At 63.6% G+C, this 19,102-nt stretch carries 19 protein-coding genes; 12 read left to right on the top strand and 7 right to left on the bottom strand.

All coding sequences use genetic code 11. The features are described 5' to 3' along the window. Positions 1–38 precede the first annotated feature (38 nt). Complete coding sequence (locus AC20117_RS11970) at positions 39–704, bottom strand: GntR family transcriptional regulator (protein WP_074699542.1); 666 nt, start codon at positions 702–704, stop codon at positions 39–41. A 140-nt stretch (positions 705–844) separates the two neighbouring features. Between AC20117_RS11970 and AC20117_RS11965 the strand changes: the two genes are divergently transcribed. From AC20117_RS11965 to AC20117_RS11955, 3 genes are all read left to right on the top strand, one after another. Beyond that, positions 845–2,206 (top strand): SLC13 family permease, encoded by a 1,362-nt coding sequence (locus AC20117_RS11965; protein WP_101632589.1) that lies wholly within the window; start codon positions 845–847, stop codon positions 2,204–2,206. Between the two features lie 109 nt (positions 2,207–2,315). Then, complete coding sequence (locus tag AC20117_RS11960) at positions 2,316–3,626, top strand: MFS transporter (RefSeq protein WP_074699544.1); 1,311 nt, start codon at positions 2,316–2,318, stop codon at positions 3,624–3,626. Positions 3,627–3,758: 132 nt separating this feature from the next. After that, a complete protein-coding gene (locus AC20117_RS11955) occupies positions 3,759–5,168 on the top strand; it encodes a DHA2 family efflux MFS transporter permease subunit (protein ID WP_083339591.1) in 1,410 nt (469 codons plus the stop codon). 4 nt (positions 5,169–5,172) lie between these two features. Here the strand turns inward: AC20117_RS11955 and AC20117_RS23315 are convergent, their stop codons facing one another. Further along, the gene (locus AC20117_RS23315) at positions 5,173–5,322 is read right to left on the bottom strand and encodes a hypothetical protein (protein ID WP_158300463.1); all 150 of its coding nucleotides are present in this window, start codon (positions 5,320–5,322) and stop codon (positions 5,173–5,175) included. A 232-nt stretch (positions 5,323–5,554) separates the two neighbouring features. Between AC20117_RS23315 and AC20117_RS11950 the strand changes: the two genes are divergently transcribed. After that, positions 5,555–5,821, top strand: coding sequence for a type II toxin-antitoxin system Phd/YefM family antitoxin (locus tag AC20117_RS11950; RefSeq protein ID WP_074699545.1), 267 nt, complete (start codon positions 5,555–5,557; stop codon positions 5,819–5,821). A 231-nt stretch (positions 5,822–6,052) separates the two neighbouring features. Here the strand turns inward: AC20117_RS11950 and allB are convergent, their stop codons facing one another. The 3 genes from allB to AC20117_RS11935 are packed head-to-tail and all read right to left on the bottom strand — an operon-like array spanning position 6,053 to position 9,759. Beyond that, entirely contained in the window at positions 6,053–7,435 is a 1,383-nt protein-coding gene (gene allB, locus AC20117_RS11945; RefSeq protein ID WP_074699546.1) for an allantoinase AllB, read from the bottom strand. 48 nt (positions 7,436–7,483) lie between these two features. Then, entirely contained in the window at positions 7,484–8,230 is a 747-nt protein-coding gene (locus AC20117_RS11940) for an aspartate/glutamate racemase family protein (protein WP_074699547.1), read from the bottom strand. Positions 8,231–8,274: 44 nt separating this feature from the next. After that, positions 8,275–9,759: an NCS1 family nucleobase:cation symporter-1 gene (locus tag AC20117_RS11935; RefSeq protein WP_074699548.1), complete on the bottom strand. Its 1,485-nt coding sequence runs from the start codon at positions 9,757–9,759 to the stop codon at positions 8,275–8,277. Between the two features lie 470 nt (positions 9,760–10,229). On the opposite strand from AC20117_RS11935, the gene AC20117_RS11930 reads away from it, so the two are divergent. From AC20117_RS11930 to AC20117_RS11910, 5 genes are all read left to right on the top strand, one after another. Then, positions 10,230–10,913 (top strand): GntR family transcriptional regulator, encoded by a 684-nt coding sequence (locus AC20117_RS11930; protein WP_074702994.1) that lies wholly within the window; start codon positions 10,230–10,232, stop codon positions 10,911–10,913. Positions 10,914–11,085: 172 nt separating this feature from the next. Next, on the top strand, positions 11,086–11,958 hold the full coding sequence (locus AC20117_RS11925) for a fumarylacetoacetate hydrolase family protein (RefSeq protein ID WP_074699549.1): 873 nt from the start codon (positions 11,086–11,088) through the stop codon (positions 11,956–11,958). Between the two features lie 87 nt (positions 11,959–12,045). Next, a complete protein-coding gene (locus AC20117_RS11920; protein WP_074699550.1) occupies positions 12,046–12,633 on the top strand; it encodes an HNH endonuclease in 588 nt (195 codons plus the stop codon). An 84-nt stretch (positions 12,634–12,717) separates the two neighbouring features. Continuing rightward, positions 12,718–13,323: a DUF1326 domain-containing protein gene (locus AC20117_RS11915; protein WP_074699551.1), complete on the top strand. Its 606-nt coding sequence runs from the start codon at positions 12,718–12,720 to the stop codon at positions 13,321–13,323. 43 nt (positions 13,324–13,366) lie between these two features. Then, entirely contained in the window at positions 13,367–14,134 is a 768-nt protein-coding gene (locus tag AC20117_RS11910; RefSeq protein ID WP_236777289.1) for a DUF2182 domain-containing protein, read from the top strand. A 27-nt stretch (positions 14,135–14,161) separates the two neighbouring features. Here AC20117_RS11910 and AC20117_RS11905 read toward each other — a convergent pair whose 3' ends face one another. Next, a complete protein-coding gene (locus AC20117_RS11905) occupies positions 14,162–14,923 on the bottom strand; it encodes a DUF2306 domain-containing protein (RefSeq protein WP_236777288.1) in 762 nt (253 codons plus the stop codon). Positions 14,924–15,063: 140 nt separating this feature from the next. On the opposite strand from AC20117_RS11905, the gene AC20117_RS11900 reads away from it, so the two are divergent. Together AC20117_RS11900 and AC20117_RS11895 are read left to right on the top strand one after the other, a co-directional pair. After that, positions 15,064–15,768 carry a TetR/AcrR family transcriptional regulator C-terminal domain-containing protein gene (locus AC20117_RS11900; protein WP_074699553.1) on the top strand — a complete coding sequence of 235 codons (705 nt, stop codon included), beginning with the start codon at positions 15,064–15,066 and terminating at the stop codon, positions 15,766–15,768. An 88-nt stretch (positions 15,769–15,856) separates the two neighbouring features. Further along, entirely contained in the window at positions 15,857–17,098 is a 1,242-nt protein-coding gene (locus AC20117_RS11895; protein ID WP_101632588.1) for a S8 family serine peptidase, read from the top strand. A gap of 23 nt (positions 17,099–17,121) precedes the next feature. Here the strand turns inward: AC20117_RS11895 and AC20117_RS11890 are convergent, their stop codons facing one another. Next, a complete protein-coding gene (locus AC20117_RS11890) occupies positions 17,122–18,429 on the bottom strand; it encodes an alpha/beta hydrolase (protein WP_139186743.1) in 1,308 nt (435 codons plus the stop codon). A gap of 87 nt (positions 18,430–18,516) precedes the next feature. Here AC20117_RS11890 and AC20117_RS11885 point away from each other — a divergent pair, with 87 nt between their 5' ends. Beyond that, complete coding sequence (locus AC20117_RS11885; protein WP_074699554.1) at positions 18,517–19,077, top strand: helix-turn-helix domain-containing protein; 561 nt, start codon at positions 18,517–18,519, stop codon at positions 19,075–19,077. Positions 19,078–19,102 lie beyond the last annotated feature (25 nt).

The following is a 19,102-nucleotide window of genomic DNA, read 5'->3' as shown; positions in this document are numbered from 1 at the left end:
AGGGTGGCGGCTCCTGGCCTGCAAGCGGAGTCAGCTGGTCAGCGGGCGGATGCCGCCAAGGCCGACGCCGGGCTCGAGCTATCCTGCGTCAACCCGGCGCCGGCGGCGAGCACATGCCGGCGCATGGCGTCCTCGGCAGCGTCGCCGTCTCCGGCACGAAGTGCCGCACAGACCTCGCGATGGGCCGTGACGGAAGACTGCTTCACCTCTTCGGAGCCCCAGTAGCCCTGCTTGTAAGGCAGCGGCACCTCTAGCTGGCGCCGGGCGATGTGCGTCAGGCGGTCATTGCCCACCACATCGAAGATGAGCCCGTGGAAGAACTGGTTTTCCTCGTCGCATTCCGCGACAGCACCGGCGGGAAGTGCTTCCAATCGGTCGCAGCTGGCTTCGAGGGCCACGAGGTGACTGTTGGAAACATGCATTACGGCACGCTTCGCGACCTTTCCTTCCAGAACGCTGCGGATTTCGTGGATGATGGCAACATCTTCGGCACTGTAGACCCGGACTCTTGCCCCCCTGCCCGGCAGCAGTTCAATCAGGCCTTCGGCTTCCAGCACCCGGAATGCCTCGCGTACCGGCGTGCGGCTGGTGCCTGTCCGCTCTGCGATTTCGAATTCCTTCAGCCGTTCCCCTGGTGCATAAACACCCCGCAGGATGGCGGAGCGGATGAACTCCACCGCGCCTTCATTGGTCGTGGTTGCCACTGGCCGAATCTCCTCTAGCTGCTAGTACCCCGCCGCAGACGAACAGCAGGCGCTATGTCCTGCATCACATCTTATGCTACGGTTGTCCGGATTGCATGCAATGTATGCAATTTCACATCCCGCTCTTTCAAGGGAAAACTATGACTCCTGAAATTGTCTCGATCATTGTCCTGGCCCTCCTGTTCCTGGTGGCCACCGTCCGCTCGGTCAACATGGGCGTGCTGGCTTTCGTCGCTGCCTTCGCCGTCGGCGTCCCCCTCGTCGGGATGACAACGGACGACGTCGTTGCAGGCTTCCCCGGGGAGCTCTTCCTCGTCCTGATGGGGCTGACCTTCCTCTTCGGCTTCGCCCAGCAGAACGGCAGTATCGACCTGCTGGTGCAGTGGAGCATGCGTGCGGTTCGCGGCAAAGTCGCCGCAGCCCCATGGATTTTCTTCGCCCTCTCCGCCGTCCTGATCTCCGTCGGTGCGCTCTTCGCGGTGGCGGTCGTTGCTCCTCTCGCTATTCCCTTTGCCCGCCGGTACAAGATCAACCAGCTCATGATGGGCATGATGGTGGTCCACGGCGCGCTGGCCGGGGCCTTTTCCCCCATCAGCGTCTACGGCGCCTTCATCAACGGTTACCTCGAGAAGGAAGGGCTGCCCGTCAGCCCCATCGCGCTCTTCCTTGTCCCGCTGGTCTTCAACACCCTGATCGGCGCTGTTGTCTACCTGACCATGGGCGGACGCAAACTCAGGGGGCTGCGGGTTTCTGCAGACGGGGAAGTTGTCGGAGGAACTGCTGCCGGCCGATCCTCGGCCTCACCTGCGCCCTCAACCGGTGGAACCGGTGTCGCCACGGGCGGCACCGCCGTCCTGACCAAGCCGACCGCGCCGGCACCGGCTCCCTCGTCCGTCGCGCCGAAAGCAACTCCGTACCAGAAGCTGACTCTCGTGGGCCTTGCTGCCCTCGCTCTCGGTACGGCTGTATTCGGAATCGACGTCGGCATTCTGTCGCTCAGCATCGCCTCCGTCCTGGCCGTATTCTCCCCCAAGGCCGCCAAGGACGCCATGAATAAGGTGAGCTGGTCCACGGTGATCCTCGTGGCCGGCGTCCTCACATACGTCAATGTCCTCCAGACTGCCGGCACCATCGAGTTCGTGAGCAACGGCATCGCTGCCATCGGCATTCCACTCGTCGCGGCTCTCCTGCTTTGCTACCTGGCGGGCATCACCTCCGCCATGGCATCCTCGGTCGGCATCATCGGCGTCGCTATTGCGCTTGCGGTACCGTTCCTCCAGTCCGGGGCCATCGAGCCGATTGGCTTTGTCGTAGCCCTTGCAATCGCAGCCACCGTGGTGGACGTCAGCCCCTTCTCAACCAACGGCGCCCTCGTCCTGGCCAACGTCGATGACCAGGACCGGGACAAGTTCTACCGCCAGATGCTCGTCTACGCCGGAATCGTCGTCGCCGTCGGGCCGGGTCTGGCCTGGCTCACCGTACTCGTTCCAGGCTGGCTCTAGGGCGGCGAAATGCCGAGCCTTCGTCCGCGAGGTCTTCTCCGGGTGAGGTTCCGAACCAGCCTGACCCGGAGATCGGGCTGTCATCTGCACCCCTAAACAGGAAGAACAAATGGGCAAGGAACACGGGCTCCCAATGCCCTCGCCGCGCCGGCACCCGGGACGCTTGGCCACCGTGATGGCTGCTTCCACCACCATTGTTGCTGTGCTTCCCGTGTTCCTCGTGGGCGGACTGGCTGTGCAGCTGGAAGACGATCTGGGCATGAGCACGGCGATACTTGGTGCCGGCGTCGCCGTCTTCTGGGCTGTATCCGCCCTGTTGTCCCCGGCGGCCGGCCGTGTGGCGCAACGGCTCGGGGCGCGGAAAGGCATGCTCGTGGCCGTGGTCGGCGGACTTGCCGCGCTCTCAGGCATCGCCTTCGCGACCCCGCATTGGGCTTGGCTGTTCGTCTGGCTCGCAGTGGGCGGCGTAGCGAATGCCCTCGGGCATCCGCCGTCCAACGGACTGATTGTTGACCAGGTTGCCGTCAGGAACCGCGCCTTCGCCTTCGGCCTCAAACAGGCAGCCGTTCCGGCAGCGACCATGATTGCTGGCTTGTCCGTTCCCGTCCTCGCACTAACGGTCGGCTGGAAATGGACTTTCACCATCGGAGCCGCCTTCGCACTCCTGCTGGTGCCCGTACTGATCGGCCTTGTACCCGGAAAACGGCAGGCTGTTTCGGCCGCGGGTAACCCGCGGCGGCTGACGGGATCGGCATCAGGTCCGCTTCCCCGTAAGCTAAAGTCCTTCCTGATTGTCACCGCCATCGCCGCCGCCATGGGCTCGGCCCAAGCAAACGCCCTGGGCGCCTTCACCGTCATCTCCGCGACCCAAGCAGGTTTCGACGTCGCAACGGCAGGACTCCTGCTCGGCGTGGGCAGCGCGACGGGATGTCTGACGCGACCGTTGTTCGGCATGGCAGCGGATAGGGGAATCGGCGGCTCGATGGGGACCGTCGCCATCATGCTGTCCATAGGATGCGCGGGATTGCTTGCCATCGCTTCGGGAAACCAAATCGCGTTCGCGGCCGGTTGCATCCTTGCCTTCGGCTTTGGCTGGGGATGGAACGGACTCGTGCACTATGTCGTCTCGCACCGCTCCCACCCCTTCACGGCCCGCGCAACAGGCATCGCCCAAAGCGGGACCTACATTGGCGGGTCCCTTGGTCCGCTGGCATTTGGCATCGTGTTCGCCGGCTTCGGCCCCACCATCGCCTGGACTTCCGCCGCGGTTCTCGCAGCAATGGGGGCAGGTGCCGCCCTTGTGGCGCATCGGCTTGAAAGGGAGCTTTCCGCCCCTACCGAAACGCCTCGTCCGGCAGCAGATACGCCCAATCACGAGCTCGTGCATGGACCAGAACGTGATGCCTGCCAAAGTAACTAAGCTTGGCCAGGCGTGGTCCATAACGCAGACCTGTACGCCGTCGTCGTCGTGAATCCTCGCTAGAGTTGGAGCAACGCTTTGCCGCGGCATCCCGGCGGCGGCTTCGGTAGCCGATCCGGAAGCGAGGCAGGAATGAACAAGCGTTCTCGCACGGAGCGCAAGGCAGCGGTCCGCCTCGATCCTGCGCTCCGCCCGGTGCTGTGGGTCGCGATCCTGGCCTCGTTCGTGGCGTTCCTCGACGGTGCGATTATCAACGTCGCGCTGCCCGCGATGACCGATGATCTGGGCGGTGGACTGGCGCTGCAGCAGTGGGTTGTCGATGCCTACCTTCTGACTCTCGGCGCCCTCATCCTCATTGCCGGCTCCCTGTCCGACGGGTTCGGCAGGGTCCGCATACTCCGGCTGGGCCTGGTCCTGTTCGGCTTGGCGTCCCTGGCCTGCGCGCTGGCGCCGGCCGGCGGCGTGCTGATTGCAGCGCGTGCCGTCCAGGGTATCGGCGGCGCATTGCTTGTGCCGAGCTCGCTGGCGCTGATCATGTCCTCCTACAGGGATGCAGCCCAGGGCAGGGCCATCGGTTTATGGGCCGGCTGGACAGGTACCTCCGCCATTGCGGGACCATTGCTCGGCGGGCTTCTGGTCGACCTGTTTAACTGGCGCTGGATCTTTGCCATCAACGTGCTCCCCATTGCCGTCACCCTGGTAATTCTCGGGCGGCTCAAGCTAGAGACTTCCGTGCAAGGCCGGCCGCCGCTGGATGTGGTTGGCGCTGTGCTGGCCGCGGTCGGCTTGGGCGGAACGGTCTTTGCGCTGATCGAGCAGCAACGGCTTGGCTGGAGCCATCCCGGCGTCGCAGTTTCCTTGGCCTTGGGGGTGGTGTCCTTCGCACTCTTCCTCTGGTGGGAAAACCGCACCGCTCATCCGATGATGCCGCTGCGGTTGTTCCGGATGCGCAACTTCGGGATCGGCAACATCGCCACAGCGCTCATCTACGCCGCGCTGTCGTTGGGCATGCTGGTGGTAGTCCTGTTCCTTCAGCAGGTCGCCGGGTTCTCCGCAACCGAAGCCGGGCTGGCTACCATCCCCGTTGCAATTTTGATGCTGCTGTTATCCGGCACCTTCGGTGGTCTGGCGGGGAGGTTCGGCCCGCGTATCTTTATGGCGGTGGGTCCGCTGGTGATCGGTGCCGGTTACTTGATGATGACGGCCGTGCGAATCCCGGTGGACTTCTGGACACAGCTGCTGCCAGGTCTACTCGTCTGCGGGCTGGGCCTTGCCATCACGGTCGCCCCGCTGACCTCCGCCATCCTCTCCGCTGTCGGTCCTGGCGAGAGCGGAATCGGATCCGCCATCAACAACGCAGTCTCACGCATCGCCGGGCTGATCGCCGTGGCATTCGCCGGCGTCATTCTCGGGGCCGTGCTCGACGACGACGGCTTCCGCCGGGTACTCGCGGTCGTCGCCATCCTCGCCATCGCCGGAGGCCTCGTCTCGGCGTGGGGCATCCGCAACCTTCCGGCAGAGGCCGGACCGGTCAATGAGTAGGCGCTTAGTCCGTCTCTGGACCGTTGCAATAGAGGCAGGTCGAGTCCTCGCAGGTTGCGTCGTACGGGCCGATGGCGTCCGCATTGAAGAACCGTGCCGGACCGTTGCCAGCTGCCGAAGTGATGATCAGAGTACTCGCCGTTGAGTTGCTCATGTGGGTACCTTTCTAGACTTTGAATTGGGTGCTGCTTCCATAGTCCAGCATGCCGGTGACCTCGCATCAGGTACAGCAACTGTTTTCGACGGGTACCGGTTAGGAAACCTGAACGGTGGGACGCCGACGGCGGTTGCTGCACGTCGCCGTGCAGCCTGTTCCGAAGGTGCCGGCAGAGTCATGCTTCGGCGGATTTGCTACAGTTGCAACCCCTGCTACGGAGGTGTCAAGCATGACTACCATTCCCCATCGTCAGCTTCGCAACGAGAGCCGCAAGATCCTTGAGCGCGTCAAAAGCGGGGAGATCATCGACGTGACAATCAAGGGCGAGGTCGCGGCGACGCTTATCCCGCCGTCGTCCTCAGCCTTTGAACGGCTGTTGCTCCGAGGTGCCGTCCGTCCTGCCGCGTCTACGGGATCGGTGGACTTCACCCTGCTTGCCAGAACCCGGCTAGATGAAAGCAGCGAGGACATACTCGCCGATCTTCGCGGGGGATGATCTCCGCGGGGACCGATGATCCTTTCGCCGGGGCGGCCGCAGGATCAGTCCGTCTCCGGGCCGTTGCAGTAGAGGCAAGTGGAATCTTCACAGCTCGCAACGCCCTCGTCGCCGACGGCAAACGTGTTGATCAGGGTACTCGCCGTGGAGCTGCTCATGGGACTTGCTGCCTTTCGTGGTGTCGAGGCGGCTGCTGTACTTCGATGTGCAGCAGCCGCCCTGGTGGTTGGGTCAGGCCATGCCGCGGCGGAGCAACTGTCCGGCCGGGGTCTGGCTGTCGATCTGCTGTCCGCGCAGGTAGGTCTTGCGGACCACGCCGGAGAGCGGCTTCTGCGCATAGGCGGTGATGGGGTTCTTGTGGTGGAGCTTGGCGGGATCCACTACGTAGGACTCGTCCGGTGCGAAGATGGACAGGTCGGCGTCGTAGCCAAGCGCGAGCTTGCCCTTGGAGTTCAGGCCTGCCAGCGCGGCCGGCTTGGTGGACATCCAGTCGATGACCTTGTCCAGGGTGATGCCGCGGCGGCGGGCTTCGGTCCAGATCAGCGACAGGCCGAGCTGGAGCGAGGATACACCGCCCCAGGCGACTGCGAAGTCACCGTTCTCGAGGTCCTTCAGGTCCAGCGTGCTGGGCGAGTGGTCCGAGACGATGCAGTCGATCGTTCCGTCCAGCAGGCCCTCCCACAGCAGTTCGCGGTTGCCGGCCTCGCGGATGGGCGGGCAGCACTTGTACGCGGTGGCGCCGTTCGGGATTTCCTCGGAGATGAGCGTGAGGTAGTGCGGGCAGGTTTCGGCGGTGATGCGGACGCCGTCGCGCTTTGCAGAAGCAATCATCGGCAGCGCGTCCGAGGAGGACAGGTGCAGCACGTGGGCGCGGGCGCCGGTCCAGCGGGCGCGTTCGATGACCTCGGCGATGGCGACGTTCTCGGCACCGCGGGGGCGGGAGGCCAGGAACTTGTCGTAGTGGTCGCCCTCGGCGGTGGGCGCGCGGTCGATGGCGCGCGAGTCCTCCGCGTGCACGATCATGATGGAGTCGAAGGTCTTCAGGACGGCCATGTCTGATTCCATCTCATCCGCTTCCAGGTGCGGGAATTCGTCCACGCCGGAGTGGAGCAGGAAGCACTTGAAACCGAAGACGCCCTCGTCGTGCAGGCCGCGCAGGTCGCCCTGGTTGCCGGGGATGGCCCCGCCCCAGAAGCCGACGTCGACGAACGCCTGCTCGCGTGCCGCGGCCCGCTTCTGCTCGAGCGCGTCCACGTTGACGGTCGGCGGAATGGAGTTCAGCGGCATGTCGATGATCGTGGTGACGCCGCCGGCGGCAGCTGCACGAGTGGCGGAGGCGAAGCCTTCCCATTCGGTGCGGCCGGGCTCGTTGACGTGGACGTGCGTGTCCACGAGGCCCGGGAGCAGGACTTCCTCGGCGGAGAGCTCGATGACCTCCGCGCCTTCGAGGTTGTTGCCCAGGGGCTCGATGGCGACGATCTTTCCGTCCCGGATACCGACTTCGCGGGCAACTTCGCCGGCGGTGGTCATGATCCGGTTACCGCGGATAACCAGGTCATAGGCGGTGGCGGGGCCGGCGGGTGCGGAGGCGGCGCGGCTGATGGTTTCTGTCATGGTTCTGCAATCCTGTGGGTAGTTCGGGTAGGTGGTTCGCGTTGCTGGTTAGGCTTGGCCGGCGAGCACCGGGACGGAGCTCAGCGGCCAGTTCTTGAAGGTTTTAGGCCGCGGCGGCGCATAGGTGCGGATTTTCGACGTCGTTAGTCCCATCCGAACCAGGGATTCCGCGATCGTGACGGCGGCAGCAACGCCGTCGACAACGGGCACTCCGGTCCGCTCGATCACGCGCTCGGTGAGGCCGGCCATCCCGCCGCAACCGAGGCAGATCACTTCCGCCTTGTCCTGGGCGACGGCGATGGCGGCTTCCGCGACAATGGCGTTGACAGCCGCATCCGGATCCTCCTCCAGGCCCAGGACGGACATGCCGCTGGCGCGGACGGAGGCGCAGCGGGCGTCGAGTCCAGCCAGCTTGAGCCTGTCCTCGATCAGCGGGACGGCGCGGTCCAGGGTGGTGACCACGGAGTACTTGTGGCCGAGGAACTGCGCGGTGCTGGCTGCGGCTTCGGTGATGTCCACGACCGGGACGTCCAGGATTTCCTGGAGGCCTTCGCGGCCGTGCTCGCCGTAGCCGGCCTGGATGACGGCGTCGAACGGTTCGGGGTAGTTGCGGACCGTTTCCATCACCGCGATGGCGGCCAGATAGCTTTCATAGTTGCCCTCCACCGAGTCCGCGCCGAAGAGCGGGGTCAGCGGAACGATCTCGGTGCCCGGCGAGGCCACGGCGGCTGCCTGCCGGCCGATGGCTTCGGTCATGGACTCGGTGGTGTTCACATTCACGACGAGGATGCGCACAGTAATTCTCCTGCTGGATAGGGATTGGTCGTTGTTAGTGAACGCTAGTGGGCGCTGGCGACGGCGAGTGCTTCGCCGTCGACGTCGCGGAAGCGAGCCGTGCGGTCGGCCACGATCAGGTAGAACACCGCGGCCAGGCCTGCGCCGAAGAACCAGGAGAACCCGGCGACGGCGCTGAAGGCAGGCGCCAGAGCCAGCACAATCGCGATGACGGCGGCCGGCACCAGGGCAATGATGGCCCGCGGATTGACGCCGCGCTTGTAGTGGTACTCGCCGTTGGCTGCCTCGGTGTACAGGTCCGGGACGTTGATCTGCGCCTTGCGGATGATCCAGTAGTCGGCCATGATGACGCCGAAGATCGGGCCGAGGATGGCGCCGAGGCCGCCCAGGAAGTACACGATCACTACCGGGTTGTTGTAGAGGTTCCAGGGCAGGATCACCAGGCCGATGACGGCGCTGACGATGGCGGCCGAGCGGAAGTTCAGTCGGCGCGGGAAGAGGTTGGTGAACATGTAGATCGGTGCCACGAAGTTGGCCATCAGGTTCACGGCCACGGTGAGCACCAGCAGCGCGAGGCAGGCCAGCACCAGGAAGAAGGTGTTGGGGATGGTCTGCACGATGTCGGAAGGGCTCTCGATGATCTGCCCGTTGATCTTGAACTGCGCACCGGCAAGTACGACGACGATGGCGCCGAAGAAGAGCATGTTCAGCGGGATGCCGACGAAGTTGCCGCGGGTGATGGCCTTCTTGCTGGTGGCCGAGCGGGTGAAGTCGCAGAAGTTCAGGACGAACGTGCCGTAGATGGCGATCCAGAGGGCGCCGCCCACGAAGATCTGCCGCCACATCTCGCCGCCGGTCAGGCTCTCGTTGGTGGAGAGGGCGATGGAGCCGCCGGCCTCGATGAACATCCAGACCGCGATGGCTAGCATGGTGACGAGGATGACCGGGCCGGCGAAGGCCTCGTACTTGCGGATCATTTCCATGCCGAAGCTGACAATGATGACCTGCAGGATCCAGAGCGCCACGAAGGAGATCCAGCCGAGGGTGGACATGCCGAGGAAGTTGTTGGTGTCCAGCGGTGCCAGTCCGGGGAACATGGCCGTCAGCATCACCCGCAGGACCACGGAGGCCAGATAGGTCTGGACGCCGAACCAGGCGATGGCCACGCCGCCACGGGCGACGGCGGCCAGCTGCGCGCCGTGGATGCCGAAGGCAATGCGGCTCATGACCGGGAAGGGAACACCGGTCTTCTCCCCCATGAAGCCCGAGAGGCTCAGGAGCAGGAAGAGCAGGACTGCGCCGACGAGGAACGCCAGCAGGATCTGCCACGCTCCCAGCCCCAGGGCGAAGAGCCCGATGGCGAAGGCGTAGTTGCCGAGGCTGTGGACGTCATTGGCCCACAAGGTGAAAATGTTATAGGCCGACCACGTGCGGCCTGCCTTTTTGGTGGGTGCCAGATCCTCGTTGTAGAGACGGGTGCTCAGGGGCAGTGCGGTCGACGCTGACCTCTGGTCCTGTAATGCAGTCATTGCTACCTGTTTTCATAGAGCGGAAAATTGTTTTCAGGAATTGAAATAAGGTTAGGGGTGACACCAATCACAGTCAAGGAAGCGGAGGCCCCGGTCAAGGCCCCATCGGCGGACTACCGCGGGATCACGGCGTTGGTATGCGAATAAAGCCCAAAGCCGCGCCATTGAAGGCCAGACGGCGGTTTGAACGCACTGCCGGGCAGTGGTTCAGTGGCGGGTGCGCCCAACGAAAAGTGGCGGTCCGGACGGAACGTTAGCGGCCGCCGTCGTCGTTCGTTTGATCGCTAGCTAAGGTCGCCACTTCTGTATGCGCAGGAAGCCAAGTTTTGTTTGACCGCATTCGGCGGCGCCACTAGGATTTTGGGATCCCAAGAGGAGATTCCGAAACGCTTTTTGCGATCGCAAGGCTTTGTTTTTACCCCAACCGCTTAGGCCCGTGTTGCGGTTCTGGAGATCGAATGGAGAAAACGATGAGTCGCACAGGTGGAACCTCCGAAAAGGACAAACCGCTTCGGGATACTGTGCGCGATGCGATCCGTTCGAGGATTTTCGAGGGCCGCTATGTCCCCGGCACCCCGCTGGTGGAACGCGACCTTGCCGCCGAGTTCCACGTTTCCCGCCTTCCAGTCCGCGAGGCACTGCGAATGCTCCGACAGGAAGGCCTCGTGAGCGATCGCGGGGCCCGAGGTGCGGAAGTAAGCAGCCTGAGCGAGAAAGATGTCGAAGACCTCTTTGCCGTCCGGCATTCCCTGGAGGTGCTGGCCTGCCGGCTCGCGGCGGTCCGCGCAACCCCCGACGACTTGGACCGACTAAAGGGCCATCTTGACGAGGCGGAACGCCACTTCGCCGAGGGGTCACTGCTTAAAGCCCTCCGCACCAACAGCGCCTTCCATCAGGAAATCACCCGGATTGCGGACAATGACTTCCTGCGGACCGCGCTGGAACCACTGCAGGGGCGGATGAACTGGTTGCTCCGCTACGCCACCGACCTGCCCGAACTGATCGAGGAACACCGGGAACTCTGGACAGCCATTGCCAGCGGTGATCCGGAGCAGGCGGCCGCGCAGTCCGCACACCATGTTGAGAAGTACCACGATCAGTTCCCGGACGATTACCGCAGGGCCTTGCAGGAACAGCAACGACAGAATCCCTGAAGCTCCGGAAAACTTGACGCACCAGGCGACGCTGGATAAAGTCGCCCTACCGCGTAGCGAGAATTAGTTTCCATATCATGGAACAGGACTTCGGCGGCTCACTGCTGCCGACGACTGCCGGCTCGGTGTGGTTGCCCGGCGCGGATCCCAGAACCCAGCGAAAGGACCCCGCATGAAAGTTATGCGCATCGGCGAAGCCGGACAGGAAGTACCCGTCTTCGTCTCCACGGAGGGGAAGACGTACGACCTGCGGCCGGTCACCGCCGATATCGACGGGGCGTTCCTGGAAACCTGGGCACACCGGCTGGACGAGCTGCCGCTCGAAGCCTTGGCGCCCTTTGATACTGCCGGCCTGCGCGTCGGCGCGCCGATTGCCCGGCCCGGCGCCGTGCTTGGCATCGGCCTGAACTACGCCGGCCACGCCGCCGAATCCGGCAACCCCATTCCCGAGCGGCCCATCGTCTTCTACAAGCACCCCAACACGGTGATCGGCCCAAACGACGACGTCGTCATCCCGCCGCGCGCGGAAAAAGTGGACTGGGAGGTGGAGCTCGGCGTGGTGATCGGCCGGCGCGCCAGCTACCTCGCTTCCCCGGCCGACGCGGTTGACTGCATTGCCGGCTACGTACTGGCCAACGACATCTCGGAGCGCGAGTTCCAACTGGAGCATTCGGGTGTGCAGTGGACATTGGGCAAGTCATGCCCCACGTTCACCCCGGTTGGGCCGTGGCTTGTCCCCGCGGCGGAAGTCCACGCGGCCGGTGATGCCGGCGTGCGGCTGCAGACCTGGGTCAACGGCAATCCGCGCCAGGACAGCTCCACCACGGACATGGTTTTCGACGCCGTCGAACTGGTTTACCGGCTGTCCCAGTACATGGTGCTCGAACCCGGCGACCTCATTAACACCGGCACTCCGGAAGGCGTCGCCATGTCCGGACGCTTCCCCTACCTGCAGGAGGGCGACACCCTAAAGCTTGCCGGTGGCATCCTGGGCGAGCAGGAGTCCAAGGTGCACCAGCATGAGTTGGTTGTCCCGAAAAACTAGGACACAGCGAGCATCTGTGTATGCCTGATTCCCCGATTGGGACTGTTCTTGGTTGAATAGCCCGAGAACAGTTCTGGTTGGGGGAAAATGTCTGAACTCGCTCGCATCTATTGGTCGCGCCATTTGCTGCAGGTTGTGCGCGCCGCCGCAACATTATGGCTGCTGGCATCCATGCTCCTTGCACTGCAGGAGTCCGAGGTGCCAGCTACGCCTACCGGCCCAGCGGACATGCTGGGCGGGTTGGCGGCTCAGGTCGTGCCCGTTGCCGTAGCTCCTGTGGTTGCGATGGCCTTGCTCGCAGTGGTCGGCGCAATCATGACAGCTCAAGATGCCCGACGGCGCGATCCGGCGCGCCGGTTCACCCGGCAGCAGCGCCGCGATGGCATGGGCCGCGCCGGTGGGCTTTGCGAGCTGGAAGCCGGGTTCCGCCGTCGTTGTTCGCGTCCTGCCGAGCACGGCGATCACTTCTACCCGTGGTCCCGCGGTGGTTCGACTTCGCTGCAGAACTTTGTGGCTGCCTGGGCGAGGTGCAATCGGAGGAAGGGCGCGCGGCTGCCCTCGCCTGGCCGGCAGCGGCGGCTGGAGCGCCGCCGTCGTGAGTATTTGCCGCCGTCAGATTCTCCTGCCGCCGGTGAACGCCGGTCGTTGCGGAACAACCTTCTACTGGCCGCCTAACTAGACGAAAATGCCTTGATTCCACTTCTGGCCGAGAGGAAAATTCATAGCGGGGATGCCTTTTATTGCGGAAGGGGCCTCAAAATGGCTTGGCATGTTGAAGGTACATACTTCGAAAACTGCAATTGCGACATGGTTTGTCCGTGCTCGACTTCGGGCCTTACCGCCCCAGCCGACAACGAGCGCTGCAATGCTGCGCTGGCGTTCCATGTAGATACCGGCGAAGTAAACGGGGTCGATGTTGGCGGCCTGAATGTCTGCATCGTCGGCGATGCGCCTGCACTCATGAGCGAGGGAGGCTGGAAACTCGGCTTACTCCTGGACTCGGCAGCCTCCAAGGAGCAGGCCGAAGCTCTCGCTGCAGTGTTCGGCGGCCAACTGGGTGGCCCGATGGAAGATCTGGGTCAATTGGTTGGTGAGATGGCGGGCTCGGAGTCTATGGACATCACCTACTCCGACAACGGACGCCAGCACCAGGTCAAGGTCGGCACTGCCTTGGATGTTGCGGTGGAGGACTTCGTCTCGCCCATGGATCCTACAGAGAAGGGCATCAAAGTTAGCGGAGTGGGCTTCCCAGCCGACACCTTGGCAGCCGGTACGGCCAGCAAAGGGCGCGTCGATGTGTTCGGGATGAGCTGGGACAATGCCGGCAAGAACTCCTTCTCAGCTCCCTTCGCCTGGTCAGCATAAAGGTTCTGCAGGCACCATCTTGGCCCGGCCACATCCGGGTCTAGTGGTGCTGATTGCTTGCGCCTTCGTGGCTTGGTATCTCACGGTCCTCGCCGCGCGCGGAATGCCAGCCGGTCCCGGAACGATGGGGATCGGCCTAGCGGGATTCCTCGCTGGCTGGACACTCATGATGACCGCCATGATGTTCCCCGCTTTGGCACCCCTTCTATCCGCATATCTTCGCTCGATTCGAACCGTTCAGAACGTCTGGGTCAGAGCTGCGCGCTCTGCCGCCCTGCTTATCGGCTACCTGCTGACCTGGATTCTGTTTGGCCTTATTGCCTACGGGGCGGCTGAAGTGTTCGGGATGCTAGCCACGGAGGTGCCGGACACGGCCCCGTGGATAGGAGCAGGTCTGCTCGTGTCAGCTGGGATCTACCAGCTGACCCCGCTAAAGAATTTCTGCCTGCGGCACTGCCGTTCCCCGCTCGCATTCCTCCTCCACGTCTCCAGATACAAAGGTCCCCTCCGCGACATCCGGGTTGGTTTGTACCACGGCACCTACTGCGTGGGGTGCTGCTGGGGAATGATGGTTGTGCTGATCCTGGTGGGCACAATGAATCTGGCGTGGATGGCGGTCATAGCCGCGGCAATCCTGCTGGAAAAGACCTGGTCGCATGGGATCGCTTTCAGCAAGATCACCGGTGTCGCCTTGATTGTCTTCGCCGTGCTTGTTCCGGCGAATCCGGCTCTTTTGCCCGGGCTACATCCGGCCCCCGGAATGTCGCAGAACATGGAACCGGACATGTCGCCCGACATGCCCGGTATGTAGCTGGACGGCGCTGATCGCAGCAAGTGATCAGCGGGAGGCTGTTGCCGCAGGCGTGCCCAGCGGACTGGATACGTGGTTTGTTCGCGCGGCCCGGCGGGCGCGACGCTGGATGAAGTACTCGGCGATCGCTAGATTGATCACCCATGCCGAACCGAGGAGCAGTGCGCGGGTCAGCACGTCGGCCGGGCCGACTAGGAGCAGCCATGGGATGCTCACGAGTGCCTGGGTTCCCGCGGCGATACCAATGGCGTAGCCGCGTGCCATCCACGCGCCGTGCGCGGAAAAGTCCCGACGCCGGATCGCGAGAATGCCCATGATAATGCTCGCCACCATGGCCGAACCGAAGATCAATCGAAAAACGAGCAGAAGCGGTCCGTCGCTTGCCGGAAGGTCGTAGAAGACAGCCATCCACAGACCGGACAGTGCTACGAGCAGGCCTGCGGGTACCAGAATCCGCCCGGCGATTCGATGCCAACTGGGTCTGCCGCGCTTGCCGCGACGGAGCGAGGGAACGAACTGGAACGCCCCGACCAGGGAGTACACGATGGCGGCGGGAATGTGGATCAGCACCGGGAGGGGCGAGTCGAAGAACCTGTGGTTGGCCGGTGTCACTGCGGCCCCTCCCGTCAGCTCAGCGAGGCGGGCCGTCCCGAAGAACACCGGGATGAGGCTGACGAAGATCAAGCCGGCGGGCACGAGCCACCGGCCTCGAGTGCTTCGACGGACGCGGAGGCTTTCCTTCATTTCCGTCCCCATCACCACAGTCGCAGTCTTTCTGCTGGCGTTCATTTCGAATCCTTCGCTGGATGGGCCTTGAGAACCGGTCCGATTTTGTCGCTGGTGTACGGCGTACACCTGATGCAACTAAAGTTAGGTGTACGGCGTACACTTGTCAATAGAAATTGGCTGCCCAAAGAAGGGGATTACAGATGGCCGAGCAGACGGAAACCGTACGCCGCACTCCCCTGAGCCGGGAACGTGTGCTGAGTGCCGCCGTCGTTCTTGCGGATGTGTCAGGAGTCGAGCCGCTGAGCATGCGGAAGCTTGCCCAGGAGCTGGGCGTGGTGCCGATGGCGCTGTACAAGCACGTCGCGAACAAGGAAGAGCTGCTGGACGGCATGGTCGACGTCATCGTTGGCGAGGTCGACACAGGGGCAGGTGGTGAGGACTGGAAGAGCACGGTCCGGCATCGGGTCCTCGCCGCGCGGCGGATCCTGCTCCGGCACCCGTGGGCACGCCGGGTGATCGAGTCGCGGACGAACAAGTCGCCCGTGGTGCTGGAGTATATGGACGCCATGATCGGGATGTTCCGGGCTGGCGGGTTCTCGGTGGATCTGACCCATCACGTAATGCACGCGCTGGGGAGCCGGATGTGGGGCTTCACGCAGGAAGTGTTCGACGACTCCGCCACCGCCCCGGCGGAAATCCCGCCAGCCATGTTGCACGCGATGGCCGAGAAGTATCCGCACGTCATGGCGATCGCTATGAGGGCGGACCACGACGACGAATCCGTGGTCGGCCAGGGCTGCGACGACCAGTTCGAGTTCGAGTTCGCTTTGGATCTGCTGTTGGACGGTTTCGAACGCCTGCATGAGCAAGGGTGGACGTCCCGCCGTCGCCCGGCTCAGAGGTAGTCCGGCGCGGGGTCGGGGCCGAAGAATCCCAAATTAGGGGTCACGCCTTGGGCTATCCAACCAGTGGCGACAAGAGCAAGATAGCTTCATGAAAAAAGTCATGCTCGCCAGCTTCACAGCGGCAATCATCGGATTAGGCACAGTCACCTTGGCAGCCCCCGGCAACGCAGCATCCGAATCATCACCCGTCGCCGGACAAATAATCGTCAAGTTCCGCGACCACGGTACTGCCTCCGACGTACTGCGCCAGCATGGCCTCAGCGAGGGCCCAGGTATCGGCAGCACTGGCGCCCGCCTCATCAAAGTACCGGCAGGTAAAGAATCCCAACTCATCCAAGCCTTGGACCGGAACCCGGCGGTTGAGTATGCCGAGCCGGACGAGCTCGTTACTGCCGCTACAACTGATGAGTATTTCCCGCGGCAATACGCCCTGTACAACGAGGGTCAGTCATTCACCAACACTGCCGGGGACCTATCTGTAGCCGGGGGCAAAGTGGACGCTGATGTGGACGCCGTCGAAGCCTGGAACGTCACGACCGGTGGGGGCATAAAAGTTGCGGTTCTCGATTCGGGTGTCGCAAGCGACAATCCCGACATCACATCCAAGGTGGTTGCACGGGCCAACTTCAGCAATGGGGTAGCCGGTGAAGACAATTACGGCCACGGCACCCATGTCGCCGGCATTGTTGCCGGCGTCCACAACACGGAGGGTGTCGCCGGTGTATGCCCGGGCTGCACGATCCTGGATGGCAAAGTTCTCAACGACAGCGGGGTCAGCACTACATCCGGCATCGCGAACGCTCTCAATTGGGCCGTCAGCAATGGGGCCAAGGTCATCAACATGAGCATCGGACAGCGAACCTCATCACGGACCCTGGAAGCTGCCGTCAACAACGCCTGGAACAAAGGTGCTGTGCTCGTTGCCGCAGCTGGTAACACCGGCAGTCAGTCCAAGATCTACCCGGCCGCATATCCTAACGTTATTGCGGTCGCGGCAACCGACAACAACGACGCGAAAGCGTCCTTCTCAACCTATGGTGCCAAGTGGGTGGACGTCGCCGCGCCAGGGGTCAATGTCTACTCCACCTTCCCGAACCACGACTTTGTTCTGGCCAGGCAGCACAACCGCTCTCGGGGCTACGACGTAGGCAACGGCACCTCCATGTCCTCACCAATCGTCGCTGCCGCAGCCGCGCTTGCCTGGAGCTCACATCCTGGCGCCACCAACACGTCCGTTCGCGCCAATATTGAATCAACTGCCGACAAAATCTCTGGCACTGGCACCCACTGGGCCCATGGCCGCGTGAATGCACACAACGCCACCAAGTAGCCACACCAAGTAGCCACCAGCCCTTACTGCTTTTTGCTCGATGGCAGGTCGGTGGCCAGCACCTGGGTCCGCATCCAGCTTGCCACCGTCGCCAGGACCTCGGCATCGGTGCGCTCACGGATCTGCCGCTTGTAGTCGCTGAGCATCGGCGTCCGCGGATCCCGGCGGAGCAGGTGGGTCAGGTCAGGAATGCACTTGGTCTCAACCGGCCCCGGAACCACGTCAGCGATGATCTCCAGGTCGGCGGGGTTGACCTGCAGGTCCTTGCCGCCGCTGATAGCCAGTACCGGCATGTCCAGTTGCTTGAGGAACGGCAGCGGATCGAACTGGAGGAACTCGCGCATCCAGCGGGCATTCATCCGCCGGCCCTGCATCCGCAGCACATCTTGGTCCGAGGCATGGAGCTTCACCATGGACTTCCGCTGCTGCTTGGCCAGATCCGTGCGTAGCAGCTTCAGCACCAGCCGCGGGAAGGCAGGCAGCGCGCCCGCGATCTGGCCGACCTGCCATTGGGAGGTTTCCCGGCCACTGTGCGCCGAGGCGGAGAGAAGGACGACGCCGGCAACCCGCTCCCGATGGCGCGCAGCGAGCGCGGTGGTGTGGAAGGCACCTTCGCTGTGGCCAACCACGAAGACGGGCAGCTCCGGCGAGCGCCGGGCTACCAGCTCGAGGGCCGCCGCAGCGTCGTCGTAATTATGGTGGAAGCCAGCGGCAAGGAAGGAGCCCTCGGAGGCACCGACGCCCCGCTTGTCGTAGCCGAAGGAAGCGATGCCCTCCAGTGCCAGCGCCTCGGCCAGATCGCGGGTGACGCCCAGCGGCATGCGCCGGTGGTCCGAGTTGCGGTCAACCTCGCCGGACCCAGGGAGCAGGAGGGCGAGGCCCATCACCGGTCCGGTGGCCGGGAGGGTCCAGGTTCCGGCGAGGTTCAAGCCGTCCGACCGGAAGGTGGCGTCTTCCAGAACCGGCGCCGCACTCTCGTCCAAACCAGCGGCCTCCCGCACCTGCCTCGTTGCGTCTTCAACATTCTTGACCTCGACGACGACACGGCGGTACTTCTGGTCCTTCAGCGTCAGCTGCACGGCCGGCCTTCCCTGATGGACGACGGCGAAGGTCTTCCCTCGGGAGCCGCGCCAGGTTCCGATGCGCACGCGGCCTGGTAGTGCCAGGCCCGGCGCCCGCATGCCGGTGACACCGGCGAAGCCGTCCTTCAGGACCAGCACGTCTTCCACCGCAGCGGCAGGAATGGTCAGATCCGTCAGCAGACCGGCGATCTTCTCCCCTCGGCTGAGCTTCACCAGGACAGCTCCGTTGTTCACGGCCAACCGTGCCATTACCTCTCCCCCAACTCCCGTATTTGGTGTGTACGGGACTATTATTATCAATTGCGATAACATTGTCAAGAGTGAGAACATAGCTGCATGGCCAACCGATCCAGTGCAGACCTTGTCCTTCATCCGGTGCGGCTGCGGATCTGCCAGACACTCTTGGGCGGTCGGTCGTTGACCACTGCCGGCATGGCTTCGCAGCTGCCCGATGTGCCGCCCGCGACGCTCTACCGGCACATTCGCACGCTCGCCGAGGCCGGTGTCCTGACAGTTGTCGAGGAGCGTCAGGTCAGGGGCACCACGGAGCGGACATATGCCCTGGACCTGGCAGCCACCGAACTTTCCGCGAATGCTCTGGCCTCGATGTCGCCGGAGGATCACCGCAAGGCCTTCATGGGTTTTACCGCCGGGCTGCTGGCACTTTTCGACCGGTACATTGACGGCGCGCTGGACCGCGGCAAGGTGGATCTGGTCCGCGACGGCGTAGGCTATCGGCAGACTGCCCTATGGCTGACCGACAGCGAGCTCGAAGAGTTCGCCGTCGAGATGCGGGACGTGGTGCAGAGGTACTCGGCTAACGCGCCAGGCAAGGAACGGAAACGGCGGGTGCTGTCCACTATCGTCATTCCGTCCGACTCCCCGGTAGAGGAATAGCCCGGCAGTTCAGCTTGCCCGCACG

The sequence above is a fragment of the Arthrobacter crystallopoietes genome, from assembly GCF_002849715.1.
Classification (GTDB): Bacteria; Actinomycetota; Actinomycetes; order Actinomycetales; family Micrococcaceae; genus Crystallibacter; species Crystallibacter crystallopoietes.
This window is presented reverse-complemented; position numbering and strand designations above follow the sequence as displayed.

Bases quoted from the DNA above. Each gene is read 5' to 3' on its own strand.
- AC20117_RS11935 (WP_074699548.1), bottom strand. From the start codon at position 9,759: ATGACTGCATTACAGGACCAGAGGTCAGCGTCGACCGCACTGCCCCTG.
- AC20117_RS11960 (WP_074699544.1), top strand. From the start codon at position 2,316: ATGGGCAAGGAACACGGGCTCCCAATGCCCTCGCCGCGCCGGCACCCG.
- AC20117_RS11920 (WP_074699550.1), top strand. From the start codon at position 12,046: ATGTCTGAACTCGCTCGCATCTATTGGTCGCGCCATTTGCTGCAGGTT.
- AC20117_RS11905 (WP_236777288.1), bottom strand. From the start codon at position 14,923: ATGAACGCCAGCAGAAAGACTGCGACTGTGGTGATGGGGACGGAAATG.
- AC20117_RS11885 (WP_074699554.1), top strand. From the start codon at position 18,517: ATGGCCAACCGATCCAGTGCAGACCTTGTCCTTCATCCGGTGCGGCTG.
- AC20117_RS11915 (WP_074699551.1), top strand. From the start codon at position 12,718: ATGGCTTGGCATGTTGAAGGTACATACTTCGAAAACTGCAATTGCGAC.
- AC20117_RS23315 (WP_158300463.1), bottom strand. From the start codon at position 5,322: ATGAGCAACTCAACGGCGAGTACTCTGATCATCACTTCGGCAGCTGGC.
- AC20117_RS11930 (WP_074702994.1), top strand. From the start codon at position 10,230: ATGAGTCGCACAGGTGGAACCTCCGAAAAGGACAAACCGCTTCGGGAT.
- allB (WP_074699546.1), bottom strand. From the start codon at position 7,435: ATGACAGAAACCATCAGCCGCGCCGCCTCCGCACCCGCCGGCCCCGCC.
- AC20117_RS11925 (WP_074699549.1), top strand. From the start codon at position 11,086: ATGAAAGTTATGCGCATCGGCGAAGCCGGACAGGAAGTACCCGTCTTC.
- AC20117_RS11965 (WP_101632589.1), top strand. From the start codon at position 845: ATGACTCCTGAAATTGTCTCGATCATTGTCCTGGCCCTCCTGTTCCTG.
- AC20117_RS11900 (WP_074699553.1), top strand. From the start codon at position 15,064: ATGGCCGAGCAGACGGAAACCGTACGCCGCACTCCCCTGAGCCGGGAA.
- AC20117_RS11950 (WP_074699545.1), top strand. From the start codon at position 5,555: ATGACTACCATTCCCCATCGTCAGCTTCGCAACGAGAGCCGCAAGATC.
- AC20117_RS11895 (WP_101632588.1), top strand. From the start codon at position 15,857: ATGAAAAAAGTCATGCTCGCCAGCTTCACAGCGGCAATCATCGGATTA.
- AC20117_RS11955 (WP_083339591.1), top strand. From the start codon at position 3,759: ATGAACAAGCGTTCTCGCACGGAGCGCAAGGCAGCGGTCCGCCTCGAT.
- AC20117_RS11890 (WP_139186743.1), bottom strand. From the start codon at position 18,429: ATGGCACGGTTGGCCGTGAACAACGGAGCTGTCCTGGTGAAGCTCAGC.